At 49.8% G+C, this 16,318-nt stretch carries 16 protein-coding genes; 1 reads left to right on the forward strand and 15 read right to left on the reverse strand.

Going from position 1 to position 16,318, the window contains the following annotated elements:
- Positions 1 to 6 precede the first annotated feature (6 nt).
- The 15 genes from glmS to asnC all read right to left on the reverse strand — a co-directional run bounded on the left by glmS (position 7) and on the right by asnC (position 15,167).
- On the reverse strand, positions 7 to 1,836 hold the full coding sequence (gene glmS / locus EC843_RS21150; protein WP_064541993.1) for a glutamine--fructose-6-phosphate transaminase (isomerizing): 1,830 nt from the start codon (positions 1,834 to 1,836) through the stop codon (positions 7 to 9).
- Positions 1,837 to 2,018: 182 nt separating this feature from the next.
- The gene (gene glmU, locus EC843_RS21155; protein WP_133523025.1) at positions 2,019 to 3,389 is read right to left on the reverse strand and encodes a bifunctional UDP-N-acetylglucosamine diphosphorylase/glucosamine-1-phosphate N-acetyltransferase GlmU; all 1,371 of its coding nucleotides are present in this window, start codon (positions 3,387 to 3,389) and stop codon (positions 2,019 to 2,021) included.
- Between the two features lie 314 nt (positions 3,390 to 3,703).
- On the reverse strand, positions 3,704 to 4,123 hold the full coding sequence (locus tag EC843_RS21160) for a F0F1 ATP synthase subunit epsilon (protein ID WP_064541987.1): 420 nt from the start codon (positions 4,121 to 4,123) through the stop codon (positions 3,704 to 3,706).
- 20 nt (positions 4,124 to 4,143) lie between these two features.
- Positions 4,144 to 5,526, reverse strand: a complete 1,383-nt coding sequence (gene atpD, locus EC843_RS21165; RefSeq protein WP_064541984.1) for a F0F1 ATP synthase subunit beta — start codon at positions 5,524 to 5,526, stop codon at positions 4,144 to 4,146.
- A gap of 28 nt (positions 5,527 to 5,554) precedes the next feature.
- On the reverse strand, positions 5,555 to 6,418 hold the full coding sequence (atpG, locus tag EC843_RS21170) for a F0F1 ATP synthase subunit gamma (RefSeq protein ID WP_064541981.1): 864 nt from the start codon (positions 6,416 to 6,418) through the stop codon (positions 5,555 to 5,557).
- Between the two features lie 50 nt (positions 6,419 to 6,468).
- Entirely contained in the window at positions 6,469 to 8,010 is a 1,542-nt protein-coding gene (atpA, locus tag EC843_RS21175) for a F0F1 ATP synthase subunit alpha (protein WP_064541978.1), read from the reverse strand.
- 12 nt (positions 8,011 to 8,022) lie between these two features.
- Positions 8,023 to 8,556, reverse strand: a complete 534-nt coding sequence (gene atpH, locus EC843_RS21180; RefSeq protein ID WP_064541974.1) for a F0F1 ATP synthase subunit delta — start codon at positions 8,554 to 8,556, stop codon at positions 8,023 to 8,025.
- 14 nt (positions 8,557 to 8,570) lie between these two features.
- Positions 8,571 to 9,041 carry a F0F1 ATP synthase subunit B gene (gene atpF, locus EC843_RS21185; RefSeq protein WP_034499875.1) on the reverse strand — a complete coding sequence of 157 codons (471 nt, stop codon included), beginning with the start codon at positions 9,039 to 9,041 and terminating at the stop codon, positions 8,571 to 8,573.
- Positions 9,042 to 9,102: 61 nt separating this feature from the next.
- Entirely contained in the window at positions 9,103 to 9,342 is a 240-nt protein-coding gene (gene atpE, locus EC843_RS21190; protein ID WP_000429386.1) for a F0F1 ATP synthase subunit C, read from the reverse strand.
- Between the two features lie 48 nt (positions 9,343 to 9,390).
- Positions 9,391 to 10,209 (reverse strand): F0F1 ATP synthase subunit A, encoded by an 819-nt coding sequence (atpB, locus tag EC843_RS21195; RefSeq protein WP_064541971.1) that lies wholly within the window; start codon positions 10,207 to 10,209, stop codon positions 9,391 to 9,393.
- 8 nt (positions 10,210 to 10,217) lie between these two features.
- A complete protein-coding gene (gene atpI, locus EC843_RS21200; protein ID WP_064541969.1) occupies positions 10,218 to 10,598 on the reverse strand; it encodes a F0F1 ATP synthase subunit I in 381 nt (126 codons plus the stop codon).
- Positions 10,599 to 11,217: 619 nt separating this feature from the next.
- Positions 11,218 to 11,841, reverse strand: a complete 624-nt coding sequence (rsmG, locus tag EC843_RS21205) for a 16S rRNA (guanine(527)-N(7))-methyltransferase RsmG (protein ID WP_064541966.1) — start codon at positions 11,839 to 11,841, stop codon at positions 11,218 to 11,220.
- Between the two features lie 66 nt (positions 11,842 to 11,907).
- Complete coding sequence (gene mnmG, locus EC843_RS21210; RefSeq protein WP_064541964.1) at positions 11,908 to 13,797, reverse strand: tRNA uridine-5-carboxymethylaminomethyl(34) synthesis enzyme MnmG; 1,890 nt, start codon at positions 13,795 to 13,797, stop codon at positions 11,908 to 11,910.
- A 372-nt stretch (positions 13,798 to 14,169) separates the two neighbouring features.
- Complete coding sequence (gene mioC / locus EC843_RS21215) at positions 14,170 to 14,619, reverse strand: FMN-binding protein MioC (RefSeq protein ID WP_064541961.1); 450 nt, start codon at positions 14,617 to 14,619, stop codon at positions 14,170 to 14,172.
- A gap of 89 nt (positions 14,620 to 14,708) precedes the next feature.
- The gene (gene asnC / locus EC843_RS21220) at positions 14,709 to 15,167 is read right to left on the reverse strand and encodes a transcriptional regulator AsnC (RefSeq protein WP_034499887.1); all 459 of its coding nucleotides are present in this window, start codon (positions 15,165 to 15,167) and stop codon (positions 14,709 to 14,711) included.
- A 156-nt stretch (positions 15,168 to 15,323) separates the two neighbouring features.
- On the opposite strand from asnC, the gene asnA reads away from it, so the two are divergent.
- Complete coding sequence (gene asnA, locus EC843_RS21225) at positions 15,324 to 16,316, forward strand: aspartate--ammonia ligase (RefSeq protein ID WP_133523026.1); 993 nt, start codon at positions 15,324 to 15,326, stop codon at positions 16,314 to 16,316.
- Positions 16,317 to 16,318: the final 2 nt, after the last annotated feature.

Here is a 16,318-nt window from a genome sequence, read left to right on the forward strand (position 1 = left end):
CGCGCTTTATTCTACGGTGACAGATTTCGCCAGGTTACGTGGCTGGTCAACGTCGGTGCCTTTGATCAGCGCAACGTGATAAGACAGCAACTGCAACGGTACAGTGTAGAAGATAGGTGCGATGACTTCTTCCACATGTGGCATCTCGATGATGTGCATGTTGTCGCTACTGGTAAATCCTGCATCCTGATCGGCGAAGACATACAGATGACCGCCACGAGCACGAACTTCTTCGATGTTCGATTTCAGTTTTTCCAGCAGTTCGTTGTTTGGAGCCACAACGATAACCGGCATGTCCGCATCAATCAGCGCCAGTGGGCCGTGTTTCAGCTCACCCGCCGCGTAGGCTTCTGCGTGGATATAAGAAATCTCTTTGAGCTTCAGCGCGCCTTCCATTGCGATTGGATACTGGTCGCCACGGCCTAAGAACAGCGCATGATGTTTGTCAGAGAAATCTTCAGCCAGCGCTTCAATGCGTTTGTCCTGAGACAACATTTGCTCAATGCGGCTCGGCAGCGCCTGCAAACCATGAACAATATCTTGCTCAATAGACGCATCAGCCCCTTTCAGGCGGCTCAGTTTCGCCACCAGCATCAGCAGAACGGTAAGCTGAGTGGTAAATGCTTTGGTGGATGCGACACCGATTTCAGTGCCCGCATTAGTCATCAGCGCCAGATCGGATTCGCGCACCAGGGAAGAACCCGGCACGTTACAGATAGCCAGTGAACCCAAATAACCCAACTCTTTGGACAAACGCAGCGCCGCGAGGGTATCTGCCGTTTCGCCGGACTGAGAAAGGGTGATCATCAGGCTATTACGGCGCACCGCCGATTTACGGTAGCGGAATTCAGAAGCGATTTCGACATCACACGGCACGCCTGCCAGTGATTCAAACCAGTAGCGCGAAACCATGCCCGAGTTATAAGAAGTGCCGCACGCCACAATCTGGATGTGCTCAACCTGAGACAGCATTTCGTTAGCTTTCGGGCCAAGCTCAGAGAGATCAACCGCACCGTGGCTAATGCGCCCGGTCAGGGTATTTTTAATCGCGTTCGGTTGTTCGTAGATTTCTTTCTGCATGTAGTGGCGATAAATACCTTTGTCGCCCGCGTCATATTGCAGATTAGATTCGATGTCCGGACGTTTAACCTGCTCGCCTTTGGTGTCAAACACGGTGACAGCACGACGAGTCACTTCCGCGATGTCGCCTTCTTCCAGGAAGATAAAGCGACGCGTGACCGGCAACAGAGCCAGTTGGTCGGATGCGATAAAGTTTTCACCCATGCCGAGGCCGATAACCATCGGGCTACCAGAACGCGCAGCCAACAGAACGTCCGGATTGCGGGTATCCATGATCACAGTACCGTAAGCGCCACGCAGTTGCGGAATAGTACGCAGCACGGCTTCACGCAGAGTACCGCCTTGCTCCAGTTCCCAGTGAACTAAATGCGCGATAACTTCGGTATCGGTCTGTGAAACGAAGGTGTAACCGCGACCCTGCAGTGTTTCACGCAGTGGTTCATAGTTTTCAATAATACCGTTGTGAACCACAACAATATGTTCGGAAACATGCGGGTGAGCGTTTACTTCGGAAGGTTCGCCGTGAGTCGCCCAGCGAGTGTGAGCTATACCGGTACCGCCATGCAGCGCAGTTTCCGCTGCTGCTTCAGCCAGTTTGTTCACTTTACCCAAGCGGCGCAGACGGGTCATATGACCTTTTTCGTCAACTACAGCCAGACCCGCGGAGTCATAACCACGGTATTCCAGACGACGTAGTCCTTCGAGAAGGATTTCAGCGATATCACGTTGCGCAACCGCGCCAACAATTCCACACATAAGATTAGTTTCCTGATAATGGCATTACGCCATGTGTTGTCGCTGACCTGTATTTTCCGGTATTTTCCGGAGCCCCGAGCCTTGTAGAGAGTGGGGTTATAGTTTTGGTACTGCAATTGGGCGGGGGAATATGTTTTCCCCTCACCAAAAAAACGCCTTCTCCTGAGGGAGAGGGGATAAAATTATTTTTTCTTCACCGGACGCTGCCAGCCCTGGATATGAGTCTGCTTCACGCGACTCACTACCAGTTCATCTTCACCCACGTTACGCGTGACAGTCGTGCCCGCGCCAATGGTTGCGCCACGAGCCACGGTCACCGGTGCCACCAGCTGGCTGTCGGAACCGACAAATACGTCATCGCCGATGATAGTTTTAAACTTGTTCGCACCGTCGTAATTACAGGTAATGGTGCCGGCACCGATATTCACGTTATCGCCAATTTCAGCATCGCCTAAATAACTCAAATGACCGGCTTTGGAACCTTTACCTAAACGGGCTTTTTTCATTTCCACGAAGTTGCCAACGTGCGCGCCTTCTGCCAGTTCGGCTCCAGGACGCAAACGAGCAAATGGACCGATGGTGCACGCGCTCGCAAGATTTGCATCTTCCACAACGGAATACGGGCTGATTTCACAGTCATCGCCAATCACGCTGTTTTTAATCACGCAACCGGTACCAATTTTGACGCGATGACCTAACGTCACTTTTCCTTCAATAATGACATTAGTATCAATTTCAACATCACGCCCATGTGTCAGTTCACCGCGTAGGTCGAAACGAGACGGATCACGCAACATGACTCCTGCTAACAGCAGTTTATCCGCCTGCTCAGTTTGGTAGACGCGCTCAAGGCGGGACAGTTGCAGACGGTTGTTTACGCCTTCAACTTCACTTAAACGATCGGGATGAACTGCCGTTATTTCGCGGCCTTCATGGTGTGCCAGCGCGATAATATCGGTGATATAGTATTCACCCTGAGCATTGTTGTTATCGAGGTTCGCCAACCAACGTTTCAGGTCAGCGCCATTGGCCACCAGAATACCGGTGTTGATTTCGTCAATTTTGCGTTGTTCTTCTGTGGCATCTTTATGTTCAACAATACCTACAACTTTGCCATTTTCACGAGCGATGCGGCCATAACCGGTTGGATCGTCCAGTTTTACCGTGAGCAGACCAATGCCACCTTGCGGTTTGGCATCACGCAGGCGTTGTAAGGATTCAACAGAAATAAGCGGCACGTCGCCGTAGAGCATCAGGATATCTTCATCATCGGCAAAGAAAGGTGCCGCTTGCTGCATCGCGTGGCCGGTGCCTAATTGCTCAGCCTGCAAAACCCAGTTCAGTACGCCATCACCGAGCGTGTTTTTCAGCAAGTCACCACCGTGACCGTAAACCAGATGCACACGCTGCGCGCCTAAATTATTCGCCGCATCAATAACATGCTGAACCATAGGTTTCCCGGCAAGGGTATGTAATACCTTCGGGAGATCTGAATACATGCGGGTCCCTTTGCCTGCGGCTAGGATAACCACGCTCATCGCATTGTTTGACATACGCGTCCTGACTTTAATTTGAGAGTGAAGTAAAACGATTTCTCGTTGAAAATTCTACATATTTTGCAACACAAATTGCACAGCCGGAAATTTATACATCGCGGCAGAATGCAGACAGATTTGACGGCTAAGTTTAGGCTTTTTTGCTGCAAACAAGTACTACAGATGCGTATGAAAGGAGCTATGCCATTGGTTTAAAGCTTATTTTCAACCTGAAATAAAGCCTGGTTTATTGCTAAGAATGGCTGTCGAAGAGGTAAAAAAAAATGCCAGTCAGGGAAACCTGGCTGGCATTTGTCTTTTCAAGCAGGTAGTTACATCGCTTTTCTGGTCAACTCGATAACACGAAGTTTCGCGATCGCTTTAGCCAGTTCAGCAGAAGCCTGAGCGTAGTCCACATCTCCGTGGGAAGTGTGCATACGCTCTTCCGCTTTACGCTTCGCTTCCAGGGCTCGAGCTTCGTCGAGGTCCTGCCCACGAATCGCGGTATCGGCCAGCACCGTAACGGTGCCAGGTTGCACTTCCAACACACCACCGGACAGGTAGATATACTCTTCTTGTCCGTGCTGTTTCACGATGCGGATCATACCAGGCTTAATGGCGGTGAGCAGCGGTGCGTGACCAGGGTAAATACCCAGTTCGCCTTCGCAACCCGTTACCTGGATCTTCTCAACCAGACCGGAGAACATTTGGCTCTCCGCGCTGACGACGTCCAGGTGGTAAGTCATTGCCATATCACCCTCCGATTAAGGCGTTAAAGTTTTTTGGCTTTCTCAACAGCTTCGTCGATAGTACCAACCATGTAGAACGCCTGCTCTGGCAGATGGTCGTACTCGCCGTCCATGATGCCTTTAAAGCCACGGATAGTATCTTTCAGCGATACGAACTTGCCCGGAGAACCGGTAAAGACTTCTGCTACGAAGAATGGCTGAGACAGGAAGCGCTGGATCTTACGCGCACGTGCTACAACCAATTTATCTTCTTCAGAAAGTTCATCCATACCAAGAATGGCGATGATATCTTTCAGTTCCTGGTAACGTTGCAGGATTGACTGCACGCCACGCGCGGTGTCGTAGTGTTCCTGGCCAACAACCAGTGGATCTAACTGACGGCTGGTGGAATCCAGTGGATCTACCGCAGGGTAGATACCCAGAGACGCGATGTTACGGCTCAGTACCACGGTTGCATCCAAGTGCGCAAAGGTGGTGGCTGGAGATGGGTCAGTCAAGTCATCCGCAGGTACGTATACCGCTTGAACAGAAGTGATTGAGCCAGTTTTGGTGGAGGTAATACGCTCCTGCAAAACACCCATCTCTTCTGCCAGAGTTGGCTGGTAACCTACCGCAGATGGCATACGACCCAGCAGTGCAGATACTTCTGTACCGGCCAGGGTATAACGGTAAATGTTATCAACGAACAGCAGAACGTCACGACCTTCGTCACGGAACTTCTCAGCCATGGTCAGACCGGTCAGTGCTACGCGCAGACGGTTACCTGGTGGTTCGTTCATCTGGCCATAAACCAGTGATACTTTGTCCAGAACGTTGGAGTCGGTCATTTCGTGGTAGAAGTCGTTACCCTCACGAGTACGCTCACCCACGCCTGCAAACACAGAGTAACCGGAGTGCTCAATCGCGATGTTACGAATAAGCTCCATCATGTTTACAGTTTTACCTACACCCGCACCACCGAACAGACCGACTTTACCGCCCTTAGCGAACGGACAAATCAGGTCCATTACTTTGATGCCGGTTTCCAGCAGATCCTGGGAGCTAGACAGTTCTTCGTAGCTTGGTGCAGCACGGTGAATAGCCCAACGCTCTTCTTCGCCGATATCGCCTTTCATGTCGATAGGCTCGCCCAAGACGTTCATGATACGGCCCAGAGTCGCTTTACCTACCGGCACTTCAATTGGGTGATCGAGGTTAGTCACTTCCAGACCGCGACGCAGGCCGTCAGAAGTACCCATGGCGATAGTACGAACTACGCCACCACCCAGCTGTTGCTGAACTTCCAGCACCAGACGTTCTTTACCATTTGTAACCTCAAGGGCGTCGTACACTTTTGGTACGGCATCCTGAGGGAACTCGACGTCCACCACGGCGCCGATTACCTGGATAATCTTTCCAGTAGCCATCTCGAATCCTCTAAATACGTAAACCTGGTTATACCGCGGAAGCGCCACCGACGATTTCGGTGAGTTCCTGAGTAATGCTGGCCTGACGAGCTTTGTTGTAAACCAACTGCAGCTCTTTAATCAGGCTGCCGCCATTGTCGGTAGCGGCTTTCATCGCCACCATTCGTGCGGCCTGCTCGCTGGCCAGGTTTTCTACGACGCCCTGATAAACCTGAGATTCCACATAACGGCGCAGCAAGGTGTCCAGCAGCGCTTTAGGATCAGGTTCATACAGATAATCCCAGGATTTCTTCTTCAACTCACCGTCTTCTGCTGGCGGTAACGGCAGCAGTTGGGTGAGGGTAGGAACCTGAGACATTGTGTTAATAAATTTGTTGCTGACAACATACAGCTTGTCCAGACGGCCTTCATCGTAGGCCTGCAACATCACTTTCACCGGGCCAATCAACTCGGACACGGAAGGGAAATCACCCATACCTGTCACTTGGGCAACAATATTGCCGCCTACAGAGTTGAAGAAAGAGACGCCTTTGGAGCCGATCATTGCGATTTCGCTTTGAACGCCTTTATCGGACCACTCTTTCATGTCAGCCAGCAGCTTTTTGAACAGGTTAGTGTTCAAGCCACCACACAGACCACGGTCAGTGGACACCACCAGGTAGCCCACGCGTTTGATTTCGCGTTCATCCAGGTAAGGGTGTTTGTATTCAAGATTACCCAGAGCAAGGTGGCCAATCACTTTACGCATTGTTGTTGCGTAAGGACGGCTGGCAGCCATGCGTTCCTGCGATTTACGCATTTTGGACGCGGCGACCATTTCCATTGCTTTGGTGATCTTCTGCGTGTTCTGGACGCTTGCGATCTTACTACGTATCTCTTTTGCGCCGGCCATGAGCTTCTCCTCAATGCCTTGCGGCTTGCCCTAAGACAAGCCGCCAGACTTTACCAGGACTGAGTTGCTTTGAAGGAATCGAGGATGCCTTTCAGCTTGCCTTCGATTTCGTCGTTATAGCCACCAGATTGGTTGATTTCTTGCATCAGTGGAGCATGGTCACGGTCAACGTAAGCCATCAGAGCGGCTTCGAAGCTACCGATTTTAGCCAGTTCCACATCTTCGAGGTAACCACGTTCAGCAGCGAACAGAACCAGAGACTGCTGCGCAACAGACATCGGCGCATATTGTTTCTGCTTCAGAAGCTCGGTCACTTTTTGACCGTGATTCAGCTGCTTACGGGTCGCGTCGTCAAGGTCAGATGCAAACTGAGAGAACGCAGCCAGTTCACGATACTGTGCCAGAGCGGTACGGATACCACCGGACAGTTTTTTCATGATCTTGGTCTGAGCAGCACCACCAACACGCGATACGGAGATACCCGGGTTAACCGCAGGACGAATACCGGCGTTAAACAGGTTGGATTCCAGGAAGATCTGACCATCGGTAATAGAAATTACGTTGGTCGGAACGAACGCGGAAACGTCGCCAGCTTGAGTTTCGATAATCGGCAGAGCAGTCAGGGAACCGGTTTTACCTTTCACTTCACCTTTGGTGAATGCTTCAACGTACTCGGCGTTAACACGCGCAGCACGTTCCAGCAGACGGGAGTGGAGGTAGAACACGTCGCCTGGGAATGCTTCACGACCTGGTGGACGACGAAGCAGCAGGGAGATCTGGCGGTACGCAACAGCCTGTTTAGACAGGTCATCGTATACGATCAGTGCATCTTCACCGCGGTCACGGAAGTATTCGCCCATTGCGCAACCAGCATACGGAGCCAGGTATTGCAGTGCAGCGGATTCAGAAGCAGTAGCAACCACCACGATGGTGTTAGCCAGTGCGCCGTGTTCTTCCAGTTTGCGAACCACGTTAGAAATAGTGGATGCTTTCTGGCCGATAGCAACGTAGATACATTTGATGCCGGAATCACGTTGGTTGATGATGGCATCGATCGCCAGCGCTGTTTTACCAGTCTGACGGTCACCGATGACCAGCTCACGCTGACCACGGCCGATTGGAATCATGGCATCAACAGACTTATAACCAGTCTGAACTGGTTGGTCTACCGATTGACGCTCGATTACGCCCGGAGCAATCGCTTCAACAGCAGCAAAGCCGTCGTGGTCCAGAGGACCTTTACCGTCGATTGGCGCACCCAGGGTGTTCACCACGCGGCCCAACAGGCCACGGCCAACTGGTACTTCAAGAATACGGCCAGTACACTTAACTTTCATGCCTTCGGCAAGGTCAGCGTACGGACCCATTACTACCGCACCTACAGAGTCGCGCTCAAGGTTCAGTGCAATGGCGTAACGGTTTCCCGGAAGGGAAATCATCTCACCCTGCATTACATCGGCCAGGCCGTGTACGCGGATGATACCGTCACTTACAGAAACGATTGTACCTTCGTTGTGAGCCTCGCTCACAACACTGAACTGAGCAATGCGCTGCTTGATCAGTTCGCTGATTTCGGTGGAATTCAGTTGCATGCTCCAGTCCCCTTAAGACTGCAAGACGTCTGTCAGGCGATCAAGACGGCCGCGTACGCTACCATCAATGACCATATCACCCGCACGGATGATGACACCTGCCATTACAGACTTATCAATTTTGCAATTCAGCTTAACTTTGCGTGACAGACGTTTTTCCATCGCGGCGCTGATTTTCGAAAGCTGGGCTTCGTTTAACGCGCTGGCAGAAGTCACTTCGACTTCAACCGTAGCCTCGCGGGCTGCACGCAGTTGAACGAATTGCTCTAGAACATCAGGAAGAACCTTCAAACGACCGTTTTCAGCCATCACCTTAATCAGGTTCTGGCCGTTGGCGTCTAACTGGTCACCACAAATAGAGATAAACGACTGAGAGAGCGTTTCCGGGGCTAAAGCGCCGGAGAGTAGCTCTGTCATTTGTTCGTTTTTAGACACCTCAGCAGCGAAAGCTAGCATAGACTGCCAGTTATCAATGCCTTGGTGTTCGACGGCAAAGTCAAAAGCTGCTTTGGCGTAGGGGCGAGCTACAGTTACAAATTCAGACATCAGCCCCTCCCTCCTTACAGTTCAGCGACCAGTTTATCAACGATGTCGCTGTTAGCAGCTTCATCCACGGAACGTTCAATGATCTTCTCGGCACCGGCAATTGCCAGCAGAGCCACTTGCTTACGCAGTTCTTCACGAGCGCGTTTACGCTCAGCGTCGATTTCTGCCTGAGCCTGTGCAACGATTTTGTCACGTTCCTGCTCTGCCTCGGTTTTAGCTTCTTCAAGGATCTGTGAGCGGCGTTTGTTCGCTTGCTCAATAATCACCTGAGCTTCCGCTTTGGCTTTTTTCAGCTGGTCGGTCGCGTTGGCCTGTGCAAGGTCAAGGTCCTTTTTGGCACGTTCTGCAGAAGAGAGACCGTCAGCAATTTCTTGTTGACGCTTCTCGATGGCAGCCATGATTGGCGGCCATACGTACTTCATGCAGAACAGAACAAACAGGACAAACGCGATGGCCTGGCCGAGGATTGTTGCGTTAAGATTCACAGCACAATGCCTCTTTGTTAGTTAACGTTCTGATATTGCTTGATATGTTAAGCAATGCTTACTACGCGACGGCGAACATCACGTACAGACCCAGACCAACAGCGATCATCGGGATAGCATCCACCAGACCCATAACGATAAAGAACTGAGTACGCAGCAAAGGAATCAGATCAGGTTGACGCGCTGCGCCTTCCAGGAATTTTCCCCCGAGGATGCCGATACCGATCGCAGCACCGATTGCCGCCAGACCCATCATCACAGCGGCAGCCATGTACAGCAGATCCATATTCAGGTTTTCCATGACAGTCTCCAGTTTGTTTCAGTTAAAACGCAGTAGTGGTAAGTAAAATCAATGCTCTTCAGATGCCATCGACAGATAGACAATCGTCAGAACCATGAAAATGAAGGCTTGCAGCGTAATGATCAGGATGTGGAAAATGGCCCAAGGCACACTCAGAATCCACTGTGACCACCACGGCAACAGACCAGCAATCAGAATGAAAATCAATTCACCGGCATACATGTTGCCGAACAGTCGCAGACCAAGTGAGATAGGCTTGGACAGCAGGCTTACACCTTCAAGGATTAAGTTGAAAGGAATAAATGCCCAGTGATTGAACGGCTGCAGCGTCAGCTCTTTCGTGAAGCCGCCAATGCCTTTCATTTTGATGCTGTAGAAAAGAATCAGGATAAACACGCCCAGCGCCATAGACAGGGTGATATTCACGTCCGCAGACGGCACCACACGCAGGGCTGGCAGGCCAAAGATGTGCTCGCCGATATATGGCAAGAAATCGATTGGCAGCAGGTCCATCAAGTTCATCAGGAATACCCAGACAAAGACAGTCAAGGCTAGCGGTGCGATGACCTTGCTTTTGCCATGGTACATGTCTTTGACACTGCTATTAACAAAACCGATGATCAACTCAACTGCTGTCTGGAATTTCCCTGGGACACCACTGGTAGCATTTTTAGCTACTTTGCGGAATAACACCAGGAACAAGAAACCCAGAACCACGGAGAAGAACATGGAGTCAATATTGAGCGTCCAGAAGGTGGCCGGGGGGTTATGCGGATCCACCAGCGAGAAAGTACGCAGGTCCAACTGAAGGTTATTCAGATGGTGGCCTATATACTCCTGCGGTGTAGAGATTTCTCCTGCAGACATGATGCCTCTTACCCTTTGTTGTTAATTACAGCTGGTGCGAGTATCTGCACAACCAGCACCGAAACCCACGTCACAATAAGCGGCAACAATACCGCCTTAAAACCAGCTAACGCCACCACCAGTATGGTAAAGCTCGCAATCACCTTTAACACTTCGCCGATAGCGAAGGTCCAGGCCAAACGGCCTTTAGACGGTGTATGCACCTGGTGACGCCAGGCGAAATTCATAAACACTGCATTTGGCAACCAGGCTGCCAGGCCTCCGCCGAAAGCAGAAGCACCCCACGCGGGGTCTTTGAGGCAAAACAGCAATCCAATTGCTATCACTGCAAGTAGCTGAAGGAACAGAAGCTTACGAGCAACGTTTCTACTCAATAGCGACACAGACATGGCGTATCCTAACTCCTGCTCCCTTCGGGGTATGTCGCGTGTCGTATAAAACTTCCTTTACGACTCCGAGTCAAGCCTCAAAAAGCGAGCAAATTATACGGTGCGGCCCCGTGATTTCAAACAATAAGTAGCAAAAAGGTGAACAAATGTTTAAATATTTTCCTGTACCGTTATTTTTCAACTTTTGCTGAATAGCGGTTATTTTCCTGAAAACTGCAAATAACCGAAATACCCATAGAATAAAGCGTGCACCAGATCACAAATCGAACATGTCATATGCTCTGGACATTTGTCTGTCTCTTAAAGTGCGAAACACAGATGTCTGATAAATAAGCTGATTACAGTCTAGTCTATTTAAAACAACCTGAAACACTGCAAAAACATTTCATTGACATTTTTATTAAGCTTTTAACATTAGGCTAAGTAAAAAATTCACAAAACAATTAGCACGGTTATATTTTCAATGTTAACTATTTTTAAGCTCGATAATAGATAGCTAGTTAAAAAATAGGGGCGATAAAGTTAAAATATCGTTAAATGTAACCAGGGGTGTCAGCCATTTTCCCTTGTATTTTTAACGTTCACGAAACAATCCTTTCTCACCTTTTTTTGATAAATATTAAGTTTTGTTTGCCTTAATCATCACCAAATGTCGTTCACCATCAAGCTCCGGAACCTGCAAACGAATAACTTCTTCAACGCTAAAGTTCTCAGGCAAGGTTGCAATCTCATCATCAGGGCGTAAACCCTTTAGAGCGTAGAAGCAACCATTCTCCGCTGGCAGATGCTTACACCAGGTCACCATGTCCGTCATAGAAGCAAAAGCACGGCTGATGACGCCATCAAATGGCGGTTGTGCAGGGAACTCTTCCACACGACTTTGCACCGGCGTGATGTTTTCAAGATGCAGCTCATGCTGAACCTGGCGTAAGAAGCGTACACGCTTACCCAGGCTATCAAGCAGCGTAAAATGCGCATCAGGACGTACAATCGCCAGTGGAATACCCGGTAAACCCGGCCCAGTACCGACGTCGATAAAACGCGATCCCTGCAAATACGGTTCGACAACAATGCTGTCGAGAATATGGCGCACCAACATGTCATCTGGGTTACGTACTGAAGTCAGGTTATATGCTTTGTTCCACTTGTGGAGCAATTCAACATACCCTACCAGCTGTACTTTCTGGTTTTCTGGTAACGTGATACCCGCGCTTTTCAGCAGGCGATTCAGTTTGTTAAGCACGGCAGTCTGTATCCATCAAAATCTGTCAAAAAAAAGGCCAGGATATCCCGGCCCTGAAATATGTTCTCAGGCGCTACGGCGTAGCAAGCCTTGTTTCTTTAGCCAGACAAGCAAGATCGAAATCGCAGCCGGGGTGACCCCTGAAATACGCGATGCCTGTCCAATTGATACGGGCTTATGATCATTAAGCTTGGCGATCACTTCGTTAGAAAGACCACTTACCTGCCGATAATCAAGCGTTGCAGGCAACAACGTGTTTTCGTTACGTTGTTGTTTTTCAATCTCTTCTTGCTGACGAGCGATGTAGCCTTCGTATTTGACCTGAATTTCTACCTGCTCTGCGGATTGTGGATCTTCAAGGCCCGGTGCAAAGACGGACAATTGCATCATCTCAGCATAGGTCATTTCTGGGCGACGCAGCAGATCTTCGCCATTTGCTTCACGCGACAATGGTGCGCTCAGTTTGGCGTTCACTTCTTCGACACTTTCAGAATGCGGGTGCAGCCAGATGTCTTTCAGACGTTGGCGTTCAAGCTCGATGCTCTCCAGCTTTTCGTTGAAGCGTGCCCAACGAGCATCGTCCACCAGGCCCATTTCACGGCCAACAGCGGTTAAACGCAGATCGGCGTTGTCTTCACGCAGCATCAAACGATATTCGGCACGTGAGGTAAACATGCGGTACGGTTCTTTGGTTCCGAGGGTGCAAAGATCGTCAACCAGTACGCCAAGGTAAGCTTGGGAGCGTGCAGGTGCCCAACCCTCTTTCTCAGCCGAGAAGCGTGCGGCGTTAAGACCCGCCAGCAAACCTTGTGCTGCGGCTTCTTCGTAGCCGGTAGTACCGTTGATTTGGCCAGCAAAGAACAGACCCTGAATATATTTGCTTTCCAGTGTCGGTTTCAGATCGCGAGGATCGAAGAAGTCATATTCGATAGCATAGCCAGGACGCACGATCTTCGCGTTTTCCATACCTTCCATCGAACGGACGATCTGCATCTGGACATCAAACGGCAGGCTGGTGGAGATACCGTTCGGGTAAATTTCGTTGCTGGTTAGCCCTTCAGGCTCAAGGAAGATTTGATGCTGGTTACGGTCAGCAAAACGCATCACTTTGTCTTCGATTGATGGGCAGTAACGTGGCCCGATCCCTTCGATAACGCCTGCGTACATCGGGCTGCGATCGAGGTTATTACGAATAACATCGTGTGTTTTTTCGTTGGTATGCGTGATGTAACACGGTACTTGCGCAGGATGCTGGTTCACATTCCCCATGAACGAGAACACCGGCATCGGGTTATCGCCATGCTGTTTCGCAAGTACGCTGAAATCTATGGTGCGTGCATCGATGCGTGGAGGAGTGCCTGTTTTCAGGCGGCTGACACGCAGTGGTAATTCACGCAGACGGCGTGAAAGCGAAATGGACGGTGGATCACCAGCACGGCCACCGCTGTAGTTATCCAGTCCGATATGAATTTTGCCATCCAGGAAAGTACCTACGGTCAGTACCACGGATTTAGCGCGGAACTTCAGGCCCATTTGCGTCACAGCACCAACGACACGATCGTTCTCGACAATCAGATCCTCAACAGCTTGCTGGAAGATCATCAGATTGGGCTGGTTTTCCAGCGCAGTGCGTACCGCCTGACGGTACAGCACACGGTCAGCCTGAGCACGAGTAGCCCGAACTGCGGGGCCTTTGCTCGCGTTTAGTATCCTAAACTGGATGCCTGCATGGTCGATAGCTTTTGCCATCAAACCGCCTAAAGCGTCCACTTCTTTAACCAGATGTCCCTTGCCAATACCACCGATCGCTGGGTTGCAAGACATTTGCCCTAACGTGTCGATATTGTGAGTCAAAAGAAGGGTTTGTTGGCCCATCCGTGCAGCGGCCATTGCAGCCTCGGTGCCTGCATGACCCCCGCCAATGATGATGACGTCAAAAGGATCTGGATAAAACATGGTACTGCCTCACGGTTTTGCAAATGGGGGATGACTGATTCCCGGGGTTGGCGATTCTACTTAACTTTAGCCTTTCGAGAAAGCCTTGGGATCCCCGGTAATTAAAAGAAGATCTTTTTTATTTAAAGATCTCTTTATTATGATCTCTTATTATGATCGGCATGTTCTGTGGATAAGCGCTTTTATGGTAAAGAGATCAAGCGATTAAGAAGGATCGTTAGCTGTGAATGATCGGTGATCCTACGCAGTATAAGCTGGGATCAAAACGGGTACTTATGCACAACTCAAAAAGTGAACAGGAGTTGTTATTGGGATAACTACTGCTTAACCCAAGGTTTTAAGCATACTTATACACAGATAAAAGTGAGATCTTTACAAATCCTGGAGTAAATTCTTCCATGATCCGACCCAAATCTCGGCTGGATCTTCAGGAATATCGTGATCAAGGATGTTCACTTTCAGTAAAGAGCCAATTCTTTTAGCTCCGCACTCGGTCAAAAGGGTGTCGAGTTTCTCGATCGCGCCGCAAAAAGTGTCGTATTCACGACTACCAATCCCGACTGCACCATAATGAAGGGCACTCAGATCCGGGCGTTCTTCATTTATAGCGTCAAACAGAGGTTGCAGATTATCAGGAAGATCTCCTGCTCCATGAGTAGAAGAGACAATCAGCCAAATTCCACTGGTTTGCAGATCTTCTAACAATGGCCCATGCAGCGTTTGAGTACTAAAACCCGCTTCATCGAGCTTTTCAGCCAGATGTTCAGCCACATATTCGGCACTGCCCAGGGTACTGCCGCTAATCAGAGTAACTTCTGTCATTGCTGTCCACCTTTTCGAAACGATGGGCATTGTACGCTGTGTAACGCCTGCGATCTACCTGTGGATAATATGGGTATTAAAAATAACGCTTAGGGCTTGATGGTACGCATGATCGGGTTCTGGAGGGAGATCAACGTTTCAGTGGACTGAATTTCATCAATTGTTTGGATCTTGTTGATAAGTACCTGTTGAAGGGCATCTATAGATCGACACATCACCTTAATAAAGATGCTGTAGTGCCCCGTTGTGTAGTACGCCTCAGTGACTTCTTCCAGGCTTTCCAGTTTTGCCAGCGCAGAAGGATAATCTTTTGCACTCTTTAAAATGATGCCGATAAAGCAGCAAACGTCGTAACCCAGCTGTTTTGGGCTGATATCAATGCGTGCGCCAGTAATAATCCCGGCTTGTTTCATTTTCTCGACACGCACATGGATTGTACCTGGGCTAACGCCGAATTGCTTAGCCAGTTCTGCATACGCGGTACGGGCATTTGCCATTAATGCGTCAAGAATGCCGCGATCGAGATTGTCGATCTGATAATTATCCATCACTTTTTCCTATGATTAGTAACGATAGTTCAGATTTTATAGCCTTAAATTAGTCGATTGAAAACCAGTAAGGCTTTTTTATTGTTGATTATTGAATGTTATGCCGTGTTTGTTGCTTAATCATCGTCAGTAAAACAACACAATAAAGAGAAAGCCATGAAAACTGCCTACATCGCTAAACAACGCCAGATTAGTTTTGTTAAGTCCCACTTCTCCCGTCAACTGGAAGAAAAGCTTGGTCTTATGGAAGTCCAGGCTCCGATTCTCAGCCGCGTGGGTGACGGGACTCAGGACAATCTGTCTGGTTGCGAGAAAGCCGTGCAGGTCAAAGTGAAAACTTTGCCTGAAGCGCAGTTTGAAGTGGTGCATTCGCTGGCTAAATGGAAAAGAAAAACACTCGGCCAGCATGACTTCAGCGCGGGCGAAGGGCTTTACACGCACATGAAAGCCCTTCGTCCCGATGAAGACCGTTTGACCCCGATCCACTCTGTGTATGTCGATCAGTGGGATTGGGAGCGCGTTATGGGCGAAGGAGAGCGTCATCTCGGAACACTAAAGCAAACTGTAGAAAGCATCTGGGCGGCAATGAAAGCTACGGAAGCCGCAGTGAGCGAACAGTACGGTTTGACCCCTTTCCTGCCTGAACAAATCCATTTTGTTCATAGCGAAGAATTACAGCAGCGTTTCCCGAACCTTGATGCCAAAGGCCGTGAACGTGCGATTGCCAAAGAGCTGGGCGCAGTTTTCCTGATTGGTATTGGCGGTAAGCTGGCGGATGGCAAACGTCATGATGTTCGTGCGCCAGATTATGATGACTGGTCAACGGCAAGCCTGGGCGATTTCAAAGGCTTGAACGGCGACATTATGGTGTGGAACCCGCTTCTGGAAGACGCATTTGAGCTGTCTTCTATGGGGATCCGCGTGGATGCTGAAACGCTAAAACGCCAGCTGGCAGTCACCGGTGATGATGATCGTTTGCAACTCGAGTGGCATCAGTCGCTGCTGAAAGGCGAAATGCCGCAAACTATTGGCGGTGGTATTGGTCAATCTCGTTTAGTCATGCTGATGCTGCAACAGCCGCACATCGGCCAGGTTCAGTGCGGTGTATGGCCTTCTGAAATCCACGCGAAGGTTGCGTCACTGCTGTAAAG

The organism is Buttiauxella sp. JUb87, assembly GCF_004361975.1.
Taxonomy (GTDB): domain Bacteria; phylum Pseudomonadota; class Gammaproteobacteria; order Enterobacterales; family Enterobacteriaceae; genus Buttiauxella; species Buttiauxella ferragutiae.